Annotated in this window: 14 protein-coding genes; 5 read left to right on the top strand and 9 right to left on the bottom strand. The window is 73.4% G+C overall.

The features are described 5' to 3' along the window. The first annotated feature begins 99 nt into the window (after window positions 1-99). Entirely contained in the window at window positions 100-1,041 is a 942-nt protein-coding gene (locus tag HUT16_RS29515; RefSeq protein WP_176191093.1) for a DMT family transporter, read from the top strand. Window positions 1,042-1,098: 57 nt separating this feature from the next. Here HUT16_RS29515 and HUT16_RS29510 read toward each other — a convergent pair whose 3' ends face one another. Next, complete coding sequence (locus HUT16_RS29510) at window positions 1,099-1,920, bottom strand: SDR family NAD(P)-dependent oxidoreductase (RefSeq protein ID WP_176191092.1); 822 nt, start codon at window positions 1,918-1,920, stop codon at window positions 1,099-1,101. Window positions 1,921-2,109: 189 nt separating this feature from the next. Between HUT16_RS29510 and HUT16_RS29505 the strand changes: the two genes are divergently transcribed. The 3 genes from HUT16_RS29505 to HUT16_RS29495 all read left to right on the top strand — a co-directional run bounded on the left by HUT16_RS29505 (window position 2,110) and on the right by HUT16_RS29495 (window position 4,701). Further along, window positions 2,110-3,030, top strand: coding sequence for a LysR family transcriptional regulator (locus HUT16_RS29505; RefSeq protein WP_176191091.1), 921 nt, complete (start codon window positions 2,110-2,112; stop codon window positions 3,028-3,030). A gap of 184 nt (window positions 3,031-3,214) precedes the next feature. Beyond that, window positions 3,215-4,063 carry a 3'(2'),5'-bisphosphate nucleotidase CysQ gene (locus tag HUT16_RS29500; RefSeq protein ID WP_176191090.1) on the top strand — a complete coding sequence of 283 codons (849 nt, stop codon included), beginning with the start codon at window positions 3,215-3,217 and terminating at the stop codon, window positions 4,061-4,063. A gap of 41 nt (window positions 4,064-4,104) precedes the next feature. Then, a complete protein-coding gene (locus tag HUT16_RS29495) occupies window positions 4,105-4,701 on the top strand; it encodes an NADPH-dependent F420 reductase (protein WP_176191089.1) in 597 nt (198 codons plus the stop codon). 83 nt (window positions 4,702-4,784) lie between these two features. Here the strand turns inward: HUT16_RS29495 and pulA are convergent, their stop codons facing one another. The 6 genes from pulA to HUT16_RS29465 all read right to left on the bottom strand — a co-directional run bounded on the left by pulA (window position 4,785) and on the right by HUT16_RS29465 (window position 14,741). Then, window positions 4,785-8,156, bottom strand: a complete 3,372-nt coding sequence (pulA, locus tag HUT16_RS29490; RefSeq protein ID WP_176191088.1) for a pullulanase-type alpha-1,6-glucosidase — start codon at window positions 8,154-8,156, stop codon at window positions 4,785-4,787. Window positions 8,157-8,245: 89 nt separating this feature from the next. Then, window positions 8,246-9,952, bottom strand: coding sequence for a glycoside hydrolase family 13 protein (locus tag HUT16_RS29485; protein WP_176191087.1), 1,707 nt, complete (start codon window positions 9,950-9,952; stop codon window positions 8,246-8,248). Window positions 9,953-10,076: 124 nt separating this feature from the next. Beyond that, complete coding sequence (locus HUT16_RS29480) at window positions 10,077-10,970, bottom strand: sugar ABC transporter permease (RefSeq protein ID WP_176191086.1); 894 nt, start codon at window positions 10,968-10,970, stop codon at window positions 10,077-10,079. After that, a complete protein-coding gene (locus tag HUT16_RS29475) occupies window positions 10,970-11,851 on the bottom strand; it encodes a carbohydrate ABC transporter permease (RefSeq protein WP_254898386.1) in 882 nt (293 codons plus the stop codon). Before HUT16_RS29475 ends, HUT16_RS29480 begins: the two co-directional genes overlap by 1 nt. Window positions 11,852-12,047: 196 nt before the next feature. Beyond that, window positions 12,048-13,325 carry an extracellular solute-binding protein gene (locus HUT16_RS29470; RefSeq protein ID WP_176191084.1) on the bottom strand — a complete coding sequence of 426 codons (1,278 nt, stop codon included), beginning with the start codon at window positions 13,323-13,325 and terminating at the stop codon, window positions 12,048-12,050. Window positions 13,326-13,667: 342 nt separating this feature from the next. Next, window positions 13,668-14,741 (bottom strand): LacI family DNA-binding transcriptional regulator, encoded by a 1,074-nt coding sequence (locus tag HUT16_RS29465; protein WP_176191083.1) that lies wholly within the window; start codon window positions 14,739-14,741, stop codon window positions 13,668-13,670. Between the two features lie 435 nt (window positions 14,742-15,176). On the opposite strand from HUT16_RS29465, the gene HUT16_RS39415 reads away from it, so the two are divergent. Continuing rightward, window positions 15,177-17,777 (top strand): alpha-amylase family glycosyl hydrolase, encoded by a 2,601-nt coding sequence (locus HUT16_RS39415; protein WP_176191082.1) that lies wholly within the window; start codon window positions 15,177-15,179, stop codon window positions 17,775-17,777. Window positions 17,778-18,068: 291 nt separating this feature from the next. Here the strand turns inward: HUT16_RS39415 and HUT16_RS29455 are convergent, their stop codons facing one another. Next, a complete protein-coding gene (locus HUT16_RS29455) occupies window positions 18,069-18,809 on the bottom strand; it encodes a peptidyl-tRNA hydrolase (protein ID WP_254898384.1) in 741 nt (246 codons plus the stop codon). A gap of 104 nt (window positions 18,810-18,913) precedes the next feature. Beyond that, the gene (locus tag HUT16_RS29450) at window positions 18,914-19,831 is read right to left on the bottom strand and encodes a hypothetical protein (protein WP_176191080.1); all 918 of its coding nucleotides are present in this window, start codon (window positions 19,829-19,831) and stop codon (window positions 18,914-18,916) included. Between the last annotated feature and the right edge of the window lie 72 nt (window positions 19,832-19,903).

The following is a 19,903-nucleotide window of genomic DNA, read 5'->3' as shown; positions in this document are numbered from 1 at the left end:
CGCCCGGGCCCGTCCCCTCCGTGGACGTCCGCCCCGGGCCGGTCGGTGCTGCCCGCTTCCGCAGCCCACCGACCATGACGGCTTTCCGGGAGTCCACCCGTGTTCTCGTTGCATTCCTCCGCCCTGCCCGCGCGGCGGGGCCTGCTGTACGTCGCCCTCGCCGCCACCGCCTGGGGCACCGCCGGGGCGGCGGCCGCGCTGCTGTTCCAGCGCAGCGGCCTGGGCCCGCTCGCGCTGACCTTCTGGCGCTCGGTCGGCGGCGCGGCGGTGCTGCTGGCACTGCGCCCGTTCACCAAGGGGCGCCCCTTCGCCGAGGGCCGCCCGGCGCGGCGCCCCGCCGCCGGGCGAATCCTGCTCAACGGCCTGGGGCTGACGCTGTTCCAGGCCGCGTACTTCCTGGCCGTCCGGCACACCGGGCTGGCCGTGGCCACCGTGGTGACGCTGGGGTCGGCGCCGGTGCTGGTGGCGCTCGGCGGGCGGCTGCTGATGAACGAGCGGCTGGGCCGGGCCGGGCTGGCCGCGGTGGCCGGGGCGGTGCTCGGCCTGGGCGTGCTGGTGCTGGGCGGCGGCGGCTCGGGCGGGGTCGAACCGGCGGGCCTGGGCTGGGCGCTGGCCTCGGCGGCGGGCTACGCGTCGATCACCGTGGCCACCCGCCACCGGGCCGCGCGCACCGGCGCCGCCGACGACCCGGCGCTCACCACCCTGTGGTCGTTCGGGGTGTGCGCGGTGTGCCTGTTCCCGTTCGCGCTGGCCGAGGGCGCGCTGCCGTCCACCGGCGCGCTGCCCTCGACCCTGCTGCTGCTCGGCTACCTGGCCACCGTGCCGACCGCGCTGGCGTACGCGCTGTACTTCGCGGGCGCGGCGGTGATCCGGGCGGCGACGGCCTCGGTGGTGGCGCTGATCGAACCGCTCAGCGCCACCGTGTTCGCCGCGGCGGTGCTGGACGAGCCGCTGACCCCGGCGGCGCTGCTGGGCACGGCGGTACTGCTGCTGTCGGTGACGGCCCTGGCCCGCTCCGAACTGCGGACGCCCGCCGCCTGACCCGCCGTCCGACCCGTCCGACCCGTCCTCCCACGGCCGGTCCGCCCCGCCGGAGCGTCAGCGCGGCAGACCGGCCAGCAGCTCCTCGGTGATCCCGTGCAGCCGTCGGCCGTCCGCCGGGTCGAACGCCGGACCGGACGTCGGCACCTCCCGGCCCTCCAGGACGGCGGTCAGCCCGGTGGCCGGGGAGTCGAGGTGGGGCAGGATCTGGGCGACGGCCGCCGAGACCGGCTTGCCGAGGACCCGCAGCCGGTCGACGTGCGCGGCGGTCGCCGGGTCGTACTCACCGGCGAAGCTGGTGGCCACCACCCCGGGGTGGTTGAGCACGTAGTGGACGTCGGGGTGGAGTTCGGCGAAGTGCGTGCCGAGCAGGTCGCAGAGCGAGCCGCCGTGGCCGAGCGCGCCGGTGCCGGGATAGTCCTGGCGCAGTTGCAGGTCGTGCCAGCGGACCGGTCCGGTCTGACCGGAGCCGCCGAAGTTGAGGACGGTCGGGTGGTCGGCACGGCGGAGCAGTTCGGCCGTGCCGTGGCCGAGCAGGTAGCGGCTGAGGTAGTGGAGCGCGAAGTTGCCCTCGAAGCCGTCGGCGGTCTCGGCCCGGGTGGAGCGGTGGTAGCGGGCGCCGAGGACCAGCAGGTCGAGGACGGGGTGCAGCTCGGCGATCCGGGCGGCGATCCGGCGGTTCTCGGCGACCAGGCCGAGGTCGGCGGTGAGGAAGCGGGGCCGCCCGGCGGTGCCGCGCCCGGCCGCGGCGCTCAGGAACGCCTCGCCCTTGGCCTCGTTGGTGCCGATCACCAGGACGTCGTACCCCCGGTCCAGGTAGGTGTCGGCGAGGGCGCGGCCGATGCCGTCCGTCCCTCCGGTGATGACTGCTGCGGGCATGGTGCGCCTCTCGGACGGCGAGGGAGGATCCCCGATGCTTTGATCGATCAAAGCACAGGGGCGAGGACGGCCACAACCACCTTCCCGCCGAGCCGAATTGGCCACCCGACGGCCCCGCCCGCCCCGGGCGCCGCCGGGCGGGCGGAGCCTCACGGCAGGCGCATGATCCCCGCTCGTATAGTCACCGCCATGCAACTGGACTTGAACCTGCTCACGGCCCTGGACGCGCTGCTGGAGGAGGGCAGCGTGGCCGGGGCCGCGGAGCGGCTGCACGTCACCGCGCCGGCGATGAGCCGCTCGCTGGGCCGCATCCGCAAGGCCACCGGCGACCAGATCCTGGTCCGCACCGGACGGCACATGACGCCCACCCCGCGCGCCCTGGCCATGCGCACCGAGGTCCACGTCCTGGTGCAGCAGGCCCACCAACTGCTGTCCGCCCGTACGGACCTCGACCTGGCCGGGCTGGAGCGGGTGTTCACCGTCCGCCTGCACGACGCCCTCACCACCGCCTGCGGGACCGCCCTCGTCGCCGCGATGCACCGCCAGGCCCCGAAGGCGAAGATCCGGCTCACGGTCGAGCCCGGCCACGACACCCCCGAGCTGCGTCGCGGGGAGGTCGACGTGGCCTCCAGTGCCGCGCCGCCGTCCCAGCCCGACATCCGGCACCGCCTCATCGGCCGGGACCGGATCGTCCTCGCGGTCCGGGCGGGCCACCCGCTCACCGAGGGGCCGGTGACCGTCGCGAGGTACGCGGCGGCCGAGCACGTGACCGTCTCCCGGCGCGGGAGCCTGCGCGACCGGGTCGACGAGGCCGTCGCCGCCCTCGGCCACGAGCGCCGCGTCACCGTCTCCGCCCCCGCGACGGACACCGCGCTGCAACTCGCCCGCGACACCGACGTCGTGGTGACCCTCCCCGAAGCGGTCACCCGCTCGGCCCGCGACCAACTCGGCCTGACCGTACTGCCGTTGCCGTTCGACCTGCCACCCGTGCCGCTCTACCTGCTCTGGCACCGGCGCTACGACGACGACCCCGCCCACACCTGGCTGCTCGACCTGGCGACCCGGACCCTCCGGGGCCTGTTCACCGCTCCGGACGCCTCCGGCCGGTAGTGCTCCGGGGGCTCACCGGGCGGCGCGGGAAGGCGGCACGTTCAATTGCACGGGAGTCATCCCAGCAGTGAACAACATGCACTTGAGGTTAACGATCGGCCCCTCTACCTTCGAAACGCAGGCGAGAACGGAGCACGGTTCGCCCGATCCGCTTGATCCCCCCTCCACAGACAGGAGCACCGCCATGTCCGAGCCGATCCGGACGGCCGAAACCGCCGCACCCACCGACGCCGTGCCCACCGGCACCGCACCCGGCGCCGACCTGCTGGCCCGGACCGCCGACGCCGTGCGCGCGGCGGGCGCGGTGCTGCGGGAGCGCTTCGGCGACGTGGTCCCGCACCGGACCCGCGCGGAGCTGATGGACGCGCTGGCCGCCAACGACGCCGCGGTCCTGGAGGTCCTGCGCCCCGCCCTCGCCCGCCTCCGCCCGGACGCCCGCTTCGTGGCGGACGAACTCGCGGGCGGAGCCCTGCCCCCCGGCGAGTGGTGGGTCGTGGACCCGGCCGAAGGCAACGTCAACCACCTGCACGCCCTGCCCGATTGGGCGGTGACCGCCACCCTCGTGCGCGACAACCGGCCGGTGCTCACCGCGGTCCACCTGCCGCTGACCGGCGAGACCTACACCGCGCTCACCGGCGCGGGCGCCCACCTGGACGGCCGCCCGCTAAAGGTGTCCCGGACCACCGACCTCGGCCTGAGCCTGGTGGCCACCAGCCAGGCCAGGCCGGACGAGGACGAAGAGGTCGTGCGGCGCACCGGCTCCGCGATCACCGCGATGCTGCTCGACGCGCTCGTGGTGCGCACCTCCGTGCCCGCGACCCTGCACCTGCTGAACGTGGCCGCCGGCCGGATCGACGCCTTCTGGCAGTTCGCCGGTGCCCGCGCCGACCTGCTGCCCGGGGCGCTGCTCGTCACCGAGGCGGGCGGGCAGGTCTCCGACGCCGAGGGCCGCCCCTGGACCCCGGAGAGCGACAGCTTCCTGGCCGCCGCGCCCGGCGTCCATGCCCCGGCCGTCACCACGCTCTCCCGCTGACCCCGCGCCACCGTCCGCACCCCCGAAGGGAACCGAATCCCATGACCACGATCGCCGTTCTCGGAAACGGCCGCGTCGGCGGCAACCTCGCCCGGGCCCTCGTCCGGGCGGGCCACCGGGTGACCGCGGTGGACCGCGCGCCGGGCGCCGCCGCCGACGCCGCCCGCACCGCCGAGGTCGTCATCAACGCCACCCCCGGCGCCGGCTCGCTGGAGCGGCTCACCGCCCTGCGCGGGGAACTGCGCGGCAAGATCCTCGTCGACGTCTCCAACGCCACCACCGACGGACCGGACGGACTGCCCGCCGACCTGGTCTACCCCGGCTCCAGCCTGGCCGAGCGGCTCCAGGAGGCGCTCCCCGGAACGCACGTCGTCAAGACGCTCAACACGATGCTCTTCCCGGTGATGACCGCCCCCGCCGCCCTCGCCCAGGCGCCCACCGCCTTCCTCTCCGGCGACGACCCCCGGGCCAAGCAGGCCGTCCGCGCACTGCTCACCGACCTCGGCTGGCAGCAGGACTGGATCACCGACCTCGGCGGCATCGAGACCGCCCGCGCCACCGAGGCCGCGATCCTGTTCGTCCCGCACGTCATCCGCTCCAGCGGGTTCACGCCCTTCGCCCTCTCGATCAGCCGCTGAGCGGGGGCCGTAGCGCGTGCCGCCTTCGAATGCGGCAGTAGGCCCGCGGGGTTACTGCTGGGCGGGGTTACTGCCGGGCGGGGTTACTGCTGGACGAAGACGGCGACGGTGTGGGCGGGGACGGTGAAGGTACCGGTCCTCGGGTCGTAGGCGGACTGCTGGACGGTCGGGTCGGTGCCGCGGGCCTGGACGGGGTGGAGGCTCTGGCGGGTGCCGGCGAGGGCGGGCAGGGTCTGGGTCCGGGTGGCGGGGGTGGCGTTGTAGACGACGGTGATGGAGCGGTAGGTGTTCAGGCCGCGGCCGTCGAGGTGTTCGGTGATGACGCCGGGGGTCTCGGCGGGGGTGCCGGACAGGGGGAAGCTCAGGCGCTGCTGGACGTCGCGGGCGGTGGGGAGGGAGAACAGGGGGCTGGAGCGCTTGATCTGCAGGAACTGCTGGTACTGGGCGGTGGTGGCCCGGGTCTGGGCGCAGGTCGGGGTGAGGGCGGGGTCGGCGAGCAGGGGCTTGGCGAGGGCCCACTGGTTCTGGTTCCGGCCGGAGCCGGCCAGGGGGAGGCCGTGGCCGAAGCCGTTGCCCTGGGTGCAGTCCCAGTGGATGGAGTTGAACCAGTCGCCGCTGTCGTAGGAGTCGCCGTCGAGGGACTTGGAGCGCAGCAGGTCGGTGCCGGCCTGGGCCATGGCGGGGCCCTGGGCGAGGGTGGTGGTGGCGAGGGCGAGGGCCTGGGCGCGGGCGCGTTCGGTGGGGGTGGTGGCGGCGGGGAGCTTGTAGGCGAGGGCGTCGTAGAGGGCGAGGTTGTCGTGGGCGTCGACGTAGCTGACGGCTTCGCCGGGGTCGGCGGTGTAGCCGGCGGGGGTGCCGTGGTAGTCGATCTGGGAGCCCTTGCGGCGGGTGCCGTCGCTGGTGGTGAAGGTGTAGTCCTTCAGGTTGCCGGTGAGGCCGAGCTTGACGAGGTCCATGTCGTGCAGCAGTTCGTTCTTCTGCTGGGCGGTGGTGCCGTTGAGGGCGGCGCCGTTGGGGTCGGTGTACTGGCCGGTGGCGAAGCCCTGCTCGCGGGGGTCGTCGTCGGAGGGGCCGCCGCCGCGGACGCCGTCGCGCAGGCGGTCGTTGAAGGTGCCGATGCCGGTGCCGGCCAGGTTGGCCTGGGTGGCCTGGACGAAGCGGGCGCCGTCGGCGACGGTGCCGTAGTTCCAGCCTTCGCCGTACAGGGTGGTGGCCTTGCCGTCGATGCCGTCGCGGTGCGGGGTGAGGCGGGCGAGGGAGTCCTTGACGTCGAGCATGGTCTGCCTGGGGTCCAGGCCCATGAGGTCGAAGCGGAATCCGTCGATGTGGTACTGCCTGGCCCAGGTGGTGACGGAGTCGACGACGAGCTTGTTCATCATCGCGTTCTCGGGGGCGGTGTCGGCGCAGCAACTGTCGCGGGTGACGGTGCCGTTGGCGTCCTGGCGCTGGTAGTAGCCGGGGACGATCCGGTCGAGGACGGAGTCGGGGTCCTGGCCGGAGGCGGCGGTGTGGTTGTAGACGACGTCCATGACGACGCGCAGGCCGGCCTGGTGGAGGGCCTGGACCATCTGCCGGAACTGGACGGTGCGGGCGGCGCCGTCGGGGGCGGTGGCGTAGGAGCCTTCGGGGACGGTGAAGTGGAGGGGGTTGTAGCCCCAGTTGTAGGCGTCGCGGGCCTGGGTGGCGGCGACGCAGGCCTGCTGCCGGTCGGAGTCCGGCGCCATGGCGGGCAGGTCGCAGGCGGGGGCGGCCTGGTCGGCGCGCTTCTCGGCGGTACCGGCGAAGTCGAAGGCGGGCAGGATCTGGACGGTGGTGACACCGGCGGCGACGAGGTCCTCGAGGTGCTTCATGCCGGCCGAGTTCGGGTCGGTGAAGGCGAGGTAGGTGCCGCGTTCGTCGGCGGGCAGCCCGGTGTCGGCGGCGGAGAAGTCCCGGACGTGGAGTTCCTGGATCTGCTGCTGCCCGGCGGTGATCGCCTTCGGGGAGGTGGTGCGGTCCCAGCCGCGGGGGGCGAGCGCGTCGTCGGAGAGGTCGACGATCTGGCTGCGCGTGGAGTCGGCGGACAGGGCCAGGGAGTAGGGGTCGGTGACGGTGTTGGTGACGGTGCGCAGGACGGTGGGGGCCCAGACCTTGACCTGGTAGCGGTAGTAGGCGCCGTTCCAGCTCTTGTCGCCCTTGACGGACCAGATGCCGGTCTTCTCGTCGAGGGTGAGGGGCACGGTGCGGGAGGCGGTGGAGGTGGCGGTGTCGTAGAGCTCGACGCCGACCGACTGGGCGGTGGGCGCCCACAGGGACAGGGTGGGCTTCTTGCCGTCGAAGACGGGGCCGAGTTCGGCGCGGGCGGCCTGATCGGCGTAGAGGCTGTCGAGGACGCCGGCGGTCTGCAGGCCGGTGGCGGCGACGAGGTTGCCGGTGTTGTCCATGGCGGCGACGGCGCTCTGGCCCTTCACCAACTGCTTGGCCTGGCCGGCCCATTCGCGGGGGACGTGCAGGGCGGTGAGGCCGGCCAGGTGCGGGTACTCGGCCTTGAGGGCGGCGCTCAGGCCCTTGGGGTCGCGGGTCAGCGGAATGGCGGTGCCGCCGGTGATGCCGGTGCCGGCCGCGGTGAGGCCGCCGTCGGGGGCGGTGGCAAGTTGGAAGGTCTTGGCGGTGGTGGCGTTGTCGCCGAGGTCCCAGGCGATGGTGTCGGGGGTGAGCCAGTAGCCGGAGCGGGGGGCGAGGCTGGGCTTGGGCCGGCCGGGGTAGACGGACAGGACCCGGGAGGCGGCGGTGTAGCTGAAGGTGGTGGCGTCTCCGTCCTTGGCGACGGTGAAGGTGGTGTCGGTGCCCTCGACGGGGGCGGCGGGCAGGCCGAGGGCGGCCTTGGCGTGGTAGGTGCCGGCGGGGAGCGCGGTGGTGGTGAAGGTGGCCAGGCCGTCGCCGTCGGGGTCGGTGAGCCAGGCCGCCAGGCAGTCGGTGGCGCCGGGGGCGCAGCCGAGCGCGGGGAGGAAGTCGCCCCCTGCCGTGACCACGGCGGTGTTGAGGGTGTCGGTGATCCAGTGGGTGGCCGGGTCGTAGAGGAAGGTGACCTCCGCGCCGCCCGCGGGCACGGCGAGGGGGATGTTCGCTCCGCCGGGGGCCGCGTTGAGGCCGTAGTTGACGGCCCAGCCCTTGTCGAGGGCGGCCTTGTAGGAGTAGGTGCCGGCCGGGAGGCGCGCGGAGAGGGACCAGGTGCCGTCGCCGCGGCGGGTCATCTGGGCCTGGTCGCAGTCGGGGGACCAGTCGCCGGGGCAGCCGAGGAGGTGGTCGAGGTCTCCGGCGACGGCGACGGCGCCCGGCGCGTCGGCGGTCCCTGCGGCCAGGGCCGGGGCGGGGGCCAGTCCGGCGGGGGCCAGTCCGGCGGCGGCGAGGACGACGGCGGTGGCGGCGGCCTGCCGGGCTCGGCGGGGTCTGCGGGGGGCGGGGCGGGGGGTCATGGCACCTCTTCGGGTCGCGGCGGGTCGGGTGGTGGGCGGCGCCGCACGGCGGGTGGGGGCCGGGTGCGGCGCCGCCCGGTCGGGAGGGGTCAGCCGGTGGTGGTCCACCAGGCGGCGGTGTCGGCGGGCAGGACGGCGTGGCCCGCGCTCCGGGTGACGGCGTCGCTGGCGATGGCGAGGTCGCCGGGGGCGGGCACGGTGACGGGTGCGCCGGTGAGGTTGACGGTGCAGCGCAGCCGCTGGCCGCCGGGGGCGGTGCGGTCGAAGGCCAGGACGCCTTCGGGCGCGGGCAGCCAGGTGAGGTTGTCGTCGGCGCCGAGGGCGGGGTGGGCGCGGCGGAGGGCGAGGGCGGCGCGGTAGAGCTCCAGCGTGGAGGCCGGGTCGCCGGTCTGCGCCTCGACGGAGAGCCGGGCCCACTCGGCGGGCTGCGGCAGCCAGCTGGGGCCGCCTTCGGGGCCGAAGCCGTAGGGGGCCTCGGTGCCGGACCACGGGATCGGGACGCGGCAGCCGTCGCGGTAGCCGTCCTGGCCGTCGGCGCGGAAGTAGGAGGGGTCCTGGCGGACCTCGTCCGCGAGGTCGGTGACGTCCGGGAGGCCGAGTTCCTCGCCCTGGTAGAGGTAGGCGGAGCCGGGCAGCGCGAGCATCAGCAGGGTGGCGGCGCGGGCCCGGCGCAGGCCCAGTTCGCGGTCGCCGGGAGTGCGGATCTGGGTGCCGAGGCCGGGCGGGTTGGCGAACCGGGTGGCGTGCCGGGTGACGTCGTGGTTGGACAGGACCCAGGTGGTGGGGGCGTTGACCGGGCGCATGGCGTCCAGCGACTCGTCGATGACCCGGCGCAGCGGTCCGGCCTGCCAGGAGCTGGCGAGGTACTGGAAGTTGAAGGCCTGGTGGAGTTCGTCGGGGCGGACGTAGTGGGCGGTGCGCCGGGCGGTGGGGGTCCAGGCTTCGGCGACGCCGATGCGCTGGCCGGGGTAGGAGTCGAGGATCTTGCGCCAGGCGCGGTAGATCTCGTGGACGCCGTCCTGGTCGAAGCAGGGGGTGGCGCCGGTACCGAGCAGCTTGAGCGGGTCGTGGTCGCCGAGGTCGGGCAGGCCGGGGGCCTTGACCAGGCCGTGGGCGACGTCGATCCGGAAGCCGTCGACGCCGCGCTCCAACCAGAACCGCAGGATGGACTCGAACTCGGCGCGGACTTCGGGGTGGTCCCAGTGGAAGTCGGGCTGCTCGGGGGCGAACAGGTGCAGGTACCACTCGCCGGGGGTGCCGTCGGGGTTCGCGGTGCGGGTCCAGGCCGGGCCGCCGAAGACGGACTCCCAGTCGTTGGGCGGCAGTTCGCCGTCCTCGCCCTTGCCGGGGCGGAAGTGGTAGCGCTCGCGCAGCGGGGAGCCGGGGCCCTCGCGCAGGGCCTGCTGGAACCACTCGTGCCGGTCGGAGGAGTGGTTGGGGACGAGGTCGACGATGATCCGCAGGCCCAGGTCGTGGGCGTCGGCTATCAGGTGGTCGGCGTCGTCGAGGGTGCCGAACATCGGGTCGACGGCGCGGTAGTCGGCGACGTCGTAGCCGGCGTCGGCCTGCGGGGAGGCGTAGAAGGGGGAGAGCCACACCGCGTCCACGCCGAGGTCGCGCAGGTGGGGCAGGCGGGCGCGGATGCCGGGCAGGTCGCCCATGCCGTCGCCGTCGGAGTCGGCGAAGCTGCGCGGGTAGACCTGGTAGATCACCGCGTCGCGCCACCAGTCGGCTCTGCGCGCGGCCGCGGCGGGGGCGTCGGCGGGCCGGTCGGTGGTGACGGGATGCTGGGTCATGGGGTCCTCACGACAGCGGCGGGTAGCGCCGCGATGACGGATGGTGACGGGGCTGGGGTGGTGCGGGCCCGCGCGCCGGGCGGATGGTGCCGGGCGCGGGCCGGGCGGGGGTGCGGGCGGGCCGTCAGCCCTTGGTGCCGCCGGCGGTGAGCCCGGCGACGAGGTGCTTCTGGACGACGTAGAACACGGCGGCGGCGGGGATCGCGATGAGCACGGACGTCGCGGCCATGTAGTTCCACTGGGAGTTGAACTGGCTGATGTAGGTCTGCAGGCCGACGGCGAGGGTGTACTTGTCCTGGGAGAGCATGAAGTGGGAGGCGTAGGCGACCTCGCCCCAGGCGGTGATGAAGGTGTAGAACGCGGCGACGGACAGGCCGGGGCGGGCGAGCGGGACGACCAGGCGCCAGAACGTGCCGAAGGGGGAGAGGCCGTCGATGCGGCCGGCTTCGTCGATGTCGACCGGGATGGTGTCGAAGTAGCCCTTGAGCAGCCAGGCGCAGTAGGGCACCGCAGTGGAGCAGTAGATGAGGATCAGGCCGGTGTAGGTGTCCAGCAGCCCGAGGTTCGCCATGATCTTGTAGAGCGGGACCATCAGGACGGCGACGGGGAACATCTGGGTGAGCAGGAAGGTGTACATCAGGCTGCCGCGGCCCAGGAAGCGCATCCGGGAGACGGCGTAGCCCGCGCTGGCGGCGATCAGGACGCCGATGGCGGTGGTGCCGAGCGCGACGATGACCGAGTTGAGCATCCAGGTGCCGAAGTCGGTGCCGGTCAGGACGTGGCCGTAGTTCGCCAGGGTGGGGTGGTCGAGGATGCGCGAGGGGTGCTGGTAGTCGAACTTGTCGCCGCCCAGGGAGATGTAGGCGATCCACAGGATCGGGAACGCGGCGACGAACGCGGTCGCGGTCAAGATGGTGTGCAGGGTCGCCGAGAGCGAGGTCGTGCGGCGTCCGCGCGGCAGCACCTTGGGCGCTGCGGCGGCCCCGGGGGCGGGGGGCGGGACGGGTGCGGTGGCCATCAGAGAGCCCCCTCGTTGGTGCGCTTGAGCCAGCGGCGGTAGACGCTCGTGAAGACGACGAGCAGGGACAGGCACAGGATGCCGACGGCCGCCGAGGAGGCGTAGTCCTGGGGCTGCTGGCCGAAGAAGAGCTTGTAGGCGTAGGTGACGAGGATCTGGACGCTGTCGCTGTTGGTGCCGAACAGCAGGAAGATCACGTTGAACTGGTTGAACGTCCAGATCACGCCGAGCAGGACGACGGTGGAGCTGACCGGGCGCAGGCCGGGCAGGGTGACGTTGACAAAGCGCTGCCAGGGGTTGGCGCCGTCCATCTCGGCGGCCTCGTACAGCTCCTGCGGGATCGACTGGAGTCCGCCGAGTATCGAGACCATCATGAACGGCACGCCGCACCAGACGTTGACGCCGATGGCGGCGGCCTTCTGCGCGAGGGGGTCGGAGAGCCAGGAGGGGCCGGTGATGTGGAGCAGGCCCAGCAGTTGGTTGACGGCGCCGTCGTCGGCGAGGATCAGGCGCCAGGCGAAGACGGTGACGAACGTGGGCACGGCCCAGGGCAGGATCAGCAGCATCCGGTACAGGCCGCGGGCCCGCAGGTCGCGGTTGAGCATGACGGCCAGCGCCAGGCCGATCCCGTAGGTGAGGGCGACGCACAGGATCGTCCAGGCGATCGTCCACACCAGGTGCGGCCAGAACTGGTTGTTGTCGCCGGTGAGGATGTCGACGTAGTTCTTCAGGCCGACCCAGCCGTAGGTGTCGGGGATGTGGTGGACGCCGATGGTGCGCCCGACGTTCTCGCTGGTGGCGTCGGTGAAGCTGAGGTGGATGCCCTGGATGAGCGGGTAGCCGACGATCGCGCCGAGGACCAGGACCACCGGCAGGCACATCGCCCACGCGTACCAGTGGCGGTCCCAGGAGTGTCCGATGCGGCGCAGCAGGCTTCGTCGTGGCTGGTCGGGGCGGTTGCGGCAGGCGGTTTCGCCGCGCACGGCGGTGGTCATGGGGCACCTCGGGAGCGGAAGGGGAGTCGGCAGCGGGCGGGCCCGGCCCGGGGCGTGACGGCGTCCCGGGCCGGGGGCCGGGTCACTGCGAGGCGTAGTCCGGGAGGAGCTTCTTGGCGGAGGCGGCGACGTTGTCCAGGCCGGCCTTCGTGCTCTCCTGACCGGAGAGGATCTTGATCAGCTCGGTGCCGAACGGGTCGTAGAGCGAGGAGTACTGCGCGACCGCGGGCCGGGGGCGGCCGGAGGACAGCACCTGCTGGTAGCCGGCGATGGCGACGTTCCGGGTGACGTCGGCGGTGTAGGCGTCGGTGCGGGTGGGCAGGGTGGAGTTCTTCGTCGCGGTGAGGACCTGGGAGTCGGCCGAGGTCATGAACGCGATGAACTTCTGCGCGGCGGCCTGGTGGGCGGCGTCGGAGCCCGCGTAGGCGACCAGGTTGTGGCCGCCCAGCGGCGCCCCGGCCTTGCCCGCGGAGCCGGCCGGGACGGTGGCGATGCCCAGGTTGGCGTTGTTCTGGAACGAGGAGCCCTTGAAGACGTTCGCGCTCTCCCAGGGGCCCTGGATGATGGCGGCGACCTTGCCGTTGCCGAAGGCGTCCATGATGTTCGCGTAGCCGTTGCTGGTGGTGTCGAGCTTCATGACGCCCGGCGCGGAGACCAGCGACTTGACGGTGTCGATGCCCGTGACGGCGGCGGGCGAGTTGACGGTGATCTTCTTCGCGGAGGCGTCGATCATGTCGGTGCCCTCGCCGTACAGGAACGGCATGGCGTAGTAGCCCTGCGGGTTGAACGCGAAGCCGTCGACGCCGGTCCTGTCCTTCACCAGCGCGGCGTCGGCCTTCAGCTCGTCCCAGGTGGCGGGGGCCGCGGTGATGCCGGCCTTCGCGAACAGGTCCTTGTTGTACATCAGGGCCAGGGTGTCGGTGACCTGCGGGAGGCCGTAGAGCTTGCCGTCGACCTTGGCCTGCTCGATGAGCGCCGGCTCGAACTCGGCGGCGTCGGCCGCGGCCGGGGTGCCGTCCAGCGGCGCCAGGAAGCCGGACTTCACGAACCCGGCGGTCCAGCCGACGTCGGCGCGCAGGACGTCCGGGGCGCCCTTGCTGCCCGCGGCGGTCTGGAACTTGCTCTGCGCGTCGGCGAAGGGCACGTTGACGTAGGTGACCTTGACGTCCGGGTTCGCCTTCTCGAAGTCGGCGACCAGGGTCTTGAAGGTCCCCGCCTCGTTGGTCGCGTCCGAGGTGTCCCACCAGGTGATGGTGACCGGACCGGAGGAGGCGGTACCCGATCCGCTGTCCGAACTGCAGGCGCTCGCAGAGACGGTGACGGCAGCCGCGAGGGCGACTGCGGCGATGCCACGACGCATGGTGGGGCTCCTAGATGGAGGAGGGGTGTCGAGGTGGGGGCCGGGCCCCGGCGCGGGCCGGGACCGGCGGTCGGCCCCGGCCGCCCCGCACGGGCGGGCCGATCAGGCCGGAGGCGTCCACGGGGAGCGGGGCCGCCCGGAACTCCGGTGCCGCGGCGTCCCGCCTCCGCGTGGCGTGATGGCTCCGACGTTAGCAGGCTATTAACAGGAGTTAGCTAACGTTTATGTAACACGGTCGACGCATTCGGGACAAGCGCGGGGCGGGCCGGGAGACGGCTCCGCCCCCCGGGCCGCTGGCACGGGGGGCGGAGCTGGGCGGCGCGGGTCAGCCGGCGGCGCGGGTCAGCCGGCGGCGGGGACGCGGCCGCTGGAGTCGCGGACGATGAGACTGGTGCCGAGCACCTGGTGGGGGTGCTGGTCCTCGTCGCGGATGGCCGCGATGAGGAAGTCCGCGGCGCTGCGGCCCTTGGCGGATATGGGCTGGCGGACGCTGGTCAGGCGCGGCCTGAGCCAGGCCGCGTCGGGCAGGTCGTCGAAGCCGGTCACCGACACGTCCCCGGGCACGCTCAGCCCCAGGTCGTGCAGGGCGTTGATGGCGCCGAAGGCGAGGATGTCGGACAGGGCGATGATCGCGGTGGGCGGGGCACCGGCCCCCATCAGCGCGCGGGTGGCACGGAAGCCGTCGGAGCGCGTGGCCGGGACTTCGGCGAGCGCGACGTCGGCCAGCGTCAGGCCGGCCTCGGCGAGCGCCTCCCCCACGCCGTCCAGGCGGCGGGCCAGCGGCCCCCGGTAGCCGCGCTCGGCGCGCTCGGGGCCCGGGTCGATGGAGAGCAGCGCGATGCGCCGGTGGCCGAGGTCGAGGATGTGGCGGGCCACCTCGTACGCGCCCGCCCGGTCGTCCACGTCGACGCTGGGCACGTCCTCCCACGGGGAGCTGTCCACCAGGACGAAGGGGATGTTCCTGCGCCGCAGCTCGGCGACCTCGCCGCGGTCGTGCTCCAGTCCGCACACGATGAACCCGTCCACCGCCGCGTACGGGATGGCCTTGAGCATGGAGTCGCGCAGCGGCGGGGTGAGCAGCAAGGTGTAGCCCTGCTCGTCGCACACCTGGCCGACGCCGGTCAGGAAGCGGGAGTAGTACGGGTTCTCCATGATCTTGGCGAGGTTCTGCGGGAGCAGGACGCCCAGCGACTGGGTCTGTCCGGCCTGTAGCATCCGCGCCAGCGTGTTGGGCGAGTAGCCGATCTCCTTGGCCGCGGCCAGGATCCGGTCGCGGGTCGCCTCCGAGAGCCGCTCGGGGCTGTTGAAGGCGAAGGAGACGGCCGAGCGGGAGACGCCGGCCGCCTTCGCCACGTCGGTGGAGGTGGGCGGCTTCCGCCCGGTGGGCGCGCTCGCCCCTGGCGCCTTCGCCGGCATGACTCTCCCCCGTCTCGGTTGGTTGCGCCCCACGATAACGCACGTTACTAACACTGCGACATGGCTGGTCGCGGCGGTGTCGCCCGGCCGCCGCCCGGCCGCCGCCCGGCCGCCGCACGGCCGCCGCACGGGCGAGGGTCGGCCGCCGCACGGGCGAGGGCCGGGCGAGGGCCGGGCGCGCGGGCCCGTCCGGGTGGAGCGGGTTTCGGTCCGGAGTCTTGACCCGGCCCTCATTTACGCATTATTAACATGAGTTAGCAACCCGACAGCCGTGGTGTGTCCGCCCCGGCCGCCGGGTGCTCTCCCCGGCACGACCTGCTTCCACCCGGCACGGCCGGATCCACCGGCCCGCACCCGCACCCGGCTTCGCAGGGCACCATCCCCCACCCGCGCCGGACGGCCCACCCGCCCCCGGCACAGCCCAGGAGAGTCCCCATGCACCCCGCTCCCCGACCCCGCAGGCGCAGCACCGCCGCCACCGTCGCGAGCGCCGCGGCCGCGGTCCTCGCCCTCACCCTCGTCCCCCTGCTGCCCGCCACCGCCAGTGCCGCCGCCCCCACCGCGGTCTCGGTGCCCGGCACGTTCAACAGCGAGATCGGCTGCCCCGGCGACTGGGCCACCGACTGCCCGCAGGACCAGCTCACCCAGCGCTCCGACGGCAAGTGGGCCGCCACCCTCAACCTCCCCGGCGGCACCTGGGCCTACAAGGTCGCCGTCGACAAGTCCTGGAACGAGAACTACGGCCAGAACGGCACCCCCGGCGGCGCCGACATCGCCCTGACCGTCCCCGGCGGCGGCAAGGCCGTCACCTTCGTCTACGACCCCGCCACCCACCTGGTCACCGACAACGCGGCCAGCCACACCGTCACCGCCGCCGGCGACTTCCAGTCCGAGCTCGGCTGCCCCGGCGACTGGGCCCCCGACTGCCTGACCTCCGCCCTCCAGGACCCGGACGGCGACGGCACCTACACCTTCACCACCACCGCCGTCCCGGCCGGCTCCTGGCAGGTCAAGGCCGCCGTCGACAAGTCCTGGACCGAGAACTACGGGCAGAACGGCGCCCCCGGCGGCGCCAACATCCCCTTCACCGTCGCCGCCAACGGCGACACCACCACCTTCACCTACACCGGCTCCACCCACCTGCTCACCGTCCAGTCCGGCAGCGGCACCGGCCCCTCCCCCAGCCCCACCTCCTCCCCCGGCGGCCCGCCGGCCTCCTCGCGCAACACCCTCGGCGCCCTCTACAGCACCGCCTCCACCACCTTCCGCATCTGGTCGCCCGACAGCTCCGACGTCAAGGTCAGCGTCGGCGGCACCACCTACCCGCTCGTCCCGGTCACCCTCAACGGCTACAGCGGCGTCTACCAGACCGTCGTCCCCGGCGACCTGAAGAACCAGGCCTACCAGTTCAGGATCCGCGGCAACGACGTCCGCGACCCCTACGCCCAGATGGTCAACCCCGGCACCACCCAGGGCATCGTCATCGACTCCGGCGCCGTCGCCCCCACCGGCGGCAGCTGGGCCCCGCGCCCCGCCCGCGCCAACCGCGAGGACTCCGTCGTCTACGAGCTCGACGTCCGCGACTTCACCATCGACCCCTCCTCCGGCGTCGACGCCGCCAAGCGCGGCAAGTTCCTCGGCCTCGTCCAGAGCGGCACCACCGACAACGGGGTGAAGACCGGCATCGACCACCTCAAGGAACTGGGCGTCACCGACGTCCAGATCATGCCCGCCTTCGACTTCAACGCCACCGTGCCCAACTGGGGCTACGACCCGCTGAACTACAACGTCCCCGAGGAGCAGTTCTCCCAGTTCACCGCCCCCGAGGACCGCATCCGCGAGTTCAAGGACATGGTCGACGGGTTCCACCGGGCCGGCATCCGCGTGAACATGGACGTCGTTTACAACCACACCTCCGGCAAGGGCGTCTTCGACAACATCACCGCCAAGTACTACAACGGCACCGACCTGTCCGGCACCGGCAACTCCATCGACGACGGCAACCCGATGGTCAGCCGCATGATCCGCGACTCCCTGGAGCACTGGGTCCGCGACTACGGCATCGACGGCTTCCGCTTCGACCTCCTCGGCGTCCACTACGCCGCCAACGTCGCCGACTGGGCCACCTACCTCAACACCACCTTCCCCGACCGCCAGCTGCAGATCTACGGCGAGCCCTGGAGCGGCGGCGTCAACGACCCCGACGAAGCCCGGAAGGTCCGCTACGCCACCGTCCCCACCCTCGCCGCCGCCCACGTCGGCGTCTTCAACGGCGCCTACCGCGACGCCATCAAGGGCGGCACCCAGGACAACGTCATGAACTACATGAACGGCGCCGGTGACACCGGCGCCGTCATCCGCGGCCTGCGCGGCTCCCTCCTGTCCGTCAAGAGCACCGCCGCGCTCACCGACCCGTGGAACCCCGCGTTCGCCTACGACCCCGAGCAGACCCTCAACTACGTCTCCGTCCACGACGACCTGAGCCTCTGGGACAAGATCACCTACTCCGGCGCCACCGGCGGAGCCACCGGCCGGGCCGGCCGGATCGACCGCTTCGCCACCGGCATGGTCCTCACCTCCCAGGGCATGGCCCTCATCACCGAGGGCGACGAGTTCCTGCGCACCAAGGTCGTCGGCGGCAACTACGCGACCGCCAAGAACTCCTACAACGCCGGCGACGACGTCAACGCCATCCACTGGGGCGACAAGTCCGCCAACGCCGCCACCTTCACGTACTACAAGGACGCCATCGCCCTGCGGAAGTCCACCCCCGCGCTGCGCCTGACCACCTGGGACGCCGTCAACAACCAGCTCTCCACCCAGACCAGCGGCTCCGTCATCACCACCCGCATCAGCTCCAGCCCCGCCGCCCCCACCGCCTACGACACCGTCGTCGTCTACAACCCCACCAACAGCACCTACACCCCCGCCCTGCCCGCCGGCACCTGGACCAAGGTCCTCGACGCCAACGGCGCCACCAGCAGCACCGACACCACCGCCGGACCTCTCGCCGTGACCGTCTACAAGAAGAACTGACCACCCCCCAAGCGGTCCCGTGGGCCGGGGCCGACCGCCCCGGCCCACGGCCGTACGCCGTCCACCCGCAGCGCTCCCGCACGGCGGATGCCGAGCGGTCGGTGGAGCGGTGGCACCGACGACGGGCCGAGGGGCTCCGGTCGGCGCGACTTCCGGGGCCTGATCGCCCGCGCCCGCATCCGGCTCAACGGCCCGATCGCGCCCCCCGTGAAGACCGACCGGGGCCCTACCACCACCGGGCACCCACGCCTCTGACCTGCCACCTTGCCGGGTCGCGAGCGGGGTGGCGGCTCACGAACGCCGCAGGCGCGGGGTGGGGCAGTAGTCCTCCCCGCCCTCGGCGGCGACGGTGGCGCTGCCCGGGGCGATCTCGGTGAAACCGGCGTCGCGGACGAGCGGGAGGCGGCCGTCGGTGAGGGCGGGCCAGTCGGTGGCGGGGGCGGTGCGGACGGCCAGCGGGAAGCCGGCGGCGGCCCACTTCTCGCGCTGGGTCCCGTCCAGTTCCCACCAGGCGAGTTGGGCGGCGTGGCCGGTCTGCGCCATGGTCTTGCCGGCGCTCATCTCGAGTCCGGGGTTGAGCCAGAGCACCGGGACGCCTGCGGGGGCGGGGCCGGGCGGTTCGGGGTCGTCGAGGTCGGTGCCGGAGACCTGGAGCTTGGCGAGCTCCTTGGGCCAGCCGTCCAGCGGGATCGGCGGGAAGACCCGCACCTCGGCGCCGTCGCCGGTGACGGTGATGCCGGGCAGTTCGGAAGCCTTGCGCCACTCGGCGCCGCGGGCGCGCCGGACCACCTTGCGGATCCGGGCGTCCTCCCAGGCCGCGACCCGCTCGGCCCACTCCCCGTCCGGGTCGGTGACCCGGGGATCGGCGAGCAGGGTGAGGACGGCGCGTGCGGCGGTCTCCAGCGCGTCGGTGCGGGCGGGCGGGTCGGCCCGCTCCAGCCGGACCACCAGCGGCAGCACGTACTGCGGGCGGGTGTCGCGGTCCTCGGCGTGCCCGCCCACGGCGGGGACGGGCACGGCGGCGGCGGGCACGGCGGCGTCAGGCGTGGAAGCGGCGGGCACGGCGGAGTCGGACGCGGCGGCGGGCGCCGGGGCGGGCGGGTCGAAGGGTGAGCTCACCCTCCCAGGATGCCAGTTCAGCGGCGGTAGCCCCGGCCGGGGTCGCGGTCCTCGGCGTCCTCGTAGCCGAGGAACCAGCCCTCGGGGTGGGTGGCGGCGAGGAGCCGGTCGATGCGCTGGCCGGCGTCGAGGTCGCCGCCCTCCTCGTCGGGGCCGTAGACGCCGAACAGCTCGTCCGCGCAGCCGTCCCAGTCGTAGTCGTACAGGTCGGCGGGCAGCTCGCCCATCATGTCGGCGACCGACTCGGGCTGGGCACCGAGCAGGGCGCGGGCGTCGGCCAGGGCCAGCCGCAGCGCGACGTCCTCGGCGGGGCAGCGGGGCAGCGGCCACTCGCCGATGGCGAGGTCGTCGGCGAGGTCGTCGAAGGCCCGGGCGAAGGCGCGCCGCCAGCCCCGGTGCAGGTTCCAGGTGCGCTGCTGGAGGCGGCCGAACACCGACCAGTCGTTCTCGTCGGCGACGGTGACGGGGTCGTCGCCGTGGTCCTCGAAGTCCTCGTAGGCGGCGTCGGCGAGGCTGATCAGCTGGGTGTGGACCAGGCAGGCGGTGCGCGGGGTGAGCGTCCAGTCGCCGGTGTCGCCGTCGTCGTCGAGCGGGAACAGCTCGGCGAAGTCGGGGGCGAAGTCGTCGGTGACGCTGATCTCCAGGGTGCCGCCGAGGGCCTCGATGCCGGGCAGCGCGGCGACCAGCCGGTCGGGGTGGAGCAGGGCGCCGAGGGCGGCGTTGGGGTCCTCGGCCACCTCGCGCAGCAGTTGGGCGCGCTGGCCCTCGGGATCGATGCCGTCGAACTCCAACTCCTCGACGGCCGCCCGTGCGGCGGCCCGCAAGGCCGGCCAGTCGGTGATCCGCAGGCCCAGTACCACCGTGGCCTCGATCTCCTGCGCGCCGGATTCCTCCGCCGCGTGCGACCCCTGTGGCTGATCGTTTCGCTCGCCCATGCGACAAGGTTGACAAACCCGGTGCCCGGTGTCCATCAGCTCTCCCGATCCGTTGTCCGGCGGCGGTGGCGC

It is taken from the genome of Kitasatospora sp. NA04385, assembly GCF_013364235.1.
Lineage (GTDB): Bacteria > Actinomycetota > Actinomycetes > Streptomycetales > Streptomycetaceae > Kitasatospora.
This window is presented reverse-complemented; position numbering and strand designations above follow the sequence as displayed.

Coding starts and splice junctions, on each gene's coding strand:
- HUT16_RS29510 (WP_176191092.1), bottom strand. CDS start 1,920: ATGCCCGCAGCAGTCATCACCGGAGGGACGGACGGCATCGGCCGCGCC.
- HUT16_RS29505 (WP_176191091.1), top strand. CDS start 2,110: ATGCAACTGGACTTGAACCTGCTCACGGCCCTGGACGCGCTGCTGGAG.
- HUT16_RS29500 (WP_176191090.1), top strand. CDS start 3,215: ATGTCCGAGCCGATCCGGACGGCCGAAACCGCCGCACCCACCGACGCC.
- HUT16_RS29495 (WP_176191089.1), top strand. CDS start 4,105: ATGACCACGATCGCCGTTCTCGGAAACGGCCGCGTCGGCGGCAACCTC.
- pulA (WP_176191088.1), bottom strand. CDS start 8,156: ATGACCCCCCGCCCCGCCCCCCGCAGACCCCGCCGAGCCCGGCAGGCC.
- HUT16_RS29485 (WP_176191087.1), bottom strand. CDS start 9,952: ATGACCCAGCATCCCGTCACCACCGACCGGCCCGCCGACGCCCCCGCC.
- HUT16_RS29480 (WP_176191086.1), bottom strand. CDS start 10,970: ATGGCCACCGCACCCGTCCCGCCCCCCGCCCCCGGGGCCGCCGCAGCG.
- HUT16_RS29475 (WP_254898386.1), bottom strand. CDS start 11,851: ATGTGCCTGCCGGTGGTCCTGGTCCTCGGCGCGATCGTCGGCTACCCG.
- HUT16_RS29470 (WP_176191084.1), bottom strand. CDS start 13,325: ATGCGTCGTGGCATCGCCGCAGTCGCCCTCGCGGCTGCCGTCACCGTC.
- HUT16_RS29465 (WP_176191083.1), bottom strand. CDS start 14,741: ATGCCGGCGAAGGCGCCAGGGGCGAGCGCGCCCACCGGGCGGAAGCCG.
- HUT16_RS39415 (WP_176191082.1), top strand. CDS start 15,177: ATGCACCCCGCTCCCCGACCCCGCAGGCGCAGCACCGCCGCCACCGTC.
- HUT16_RS29450 (WP_176191080.1), bottom strand. CDS start 19,831: ATGGGCGAGCGAAACGATCAGCCACAGGGGTCGCACGCGGCGGAGGAA.